This window comes from Streptomyces sp. NPDC002690 (assembly GCF_053592415.1).
Map to the genome: position 1 here is coordinate 1 of NZ_JBSFVR010000705.1, position 1562 is coordinate 1562.

General features: G+C 74.5%; 1 protein-coding gene. It reads right to left on the reverse strand.

The annotated features are described in order from the left end of the window. Positions 1 to 1562, reverse strand: a 1562-nt coding sequence (locus ACWD3D_RS36870; protein WP_451464994.1) for an acyltransferase domain-containing protein, incomplete at both ends; no start/stop codon positions are given.

The following is a 1562-nucleotide window of genomic DNA, read 5'->3' on the forward strand; positions in this document are numbered from 1 at the left end:
CCGGACTCACCCGCTACGTCACCAAGGCGCACATCGCCCGGGTCGACGCCGGACCCACCCGCGGCGAGGAGTTCGTGCAGCAGCCGCAGGTCGTCGTGGTCGCCCGGGCGGACGACCAGCCGGGAGCCGGCCGGGTCCAGTTCGGGCCGGTCGCCCGGAAGCAGCGGCACGACACTGTGGCCGGCCGCCTCCAGCGCCGCCGCCAGTGCGTCGGCCGCGGCGGAGACCGCGGGCCGCGGTAGCAGCACGCGCCGGGGCCCGGCCGGCGCCGGCGTGGCCTCGGACGGCGGCGCGACCGTCCAGCGCGGCACCTGGAGCCAGCCCGTGATCCGGGACGAGCGCCGCAGGTCCGGCAGTTCGACGGGGGAGTGGTCCCGCGTGACGTCGATCCAGTGCTCGGAACGCTCGAACGGATAGCCGGGCAGCGACACCCGGCGCGGCTCCAGACCGGCGAACTGCCGGTCCCAGTCGATCCGCCCGCCCTGCACCCAGACGGCGCCGAGCAGCTCCGCCGTGGTCTTCGGCGACCACTCGTTCCGCATCCACGGAGTGACCGGGCGACTCTCCGCCGCCCCACCGGAGTTCTCGAACATCCGGGTGAGCGCCCGGCCCGGTCCGACCTCGACCACGGTCACGGGACCGTCCTCCAGCACCGTGCGGGCCGCGTCGCGGAACCGCACCGGCTGGAGCATGTGGCGGATCCAGTACTCGGGGTCGGCCATCTCGTCCGGCCCGGTCTCGCGGCCGGTGACGGTCGAGACGATCCGCATCGACGGCTTGCCGAACTCCACCTGCGCCAGCAGCGCCCGGTACTCCTCCACGATGCCCACCATCAGCCGCGAGTGCGCGGCGTTGGAGGTGCCGAGCCGGGTGTGCCGCAGGTCGGTCTCCTCCAGGTGTGCCTGGAAGGCGTCGATCGCCTCGGTCGCCCCGGACACCACGCACTGGCCCACGGCGTTGACACCCGCGACGTCCAGGGCGGCGGGGAGAATGGCGCGCAGCTCGTCTTCGTCCAGGCCGACGGCCAGCATCGCGCCGTCCGGCGTCTCCTCCTGCATCAGCCGCCCGCGGGTGGACACCAGCCGCAGCGCGTCGGACGTGCTGAGCACCCCCGCCACACAGGCGGCGGCGTACTCGCCGAGGCTGTGGCCGACCATGGTGTCCGGGACGACGCCCGCGGCGATCAGCGAGGTGGCGAGCGCGTACTGGGAGACGAACATCGCGGGCTGCGCCCACAGGGCGCGGCTCAGCCGGTCCGCGGCTGCCTCCTCGTCTCCCGGCTCCGGGTAGAGCAGCGCCCGGACGTCGAAACCGGCTATATCCAGGGCGAGTTCGGACAGCTCGTCCACGGTGCGCCGGTATGTGGCGTCCCCCTCGTACAGCGCGCGGCCCAGGCCCGCGTACTGCCCGCCCTCGCCCGCGAAGGCGAACACCACCGGCAGTTCGGCCTCCGGAGCGACCCCGCTGATCGTCGTCGCGCCCGAGGTCAGCCGGTCCGCGGCCTCCTCGGCGGTGGCGGCGGTGACGAAGGTGCGGTGCCGGAAACGCTTGCGGCCCCGCGC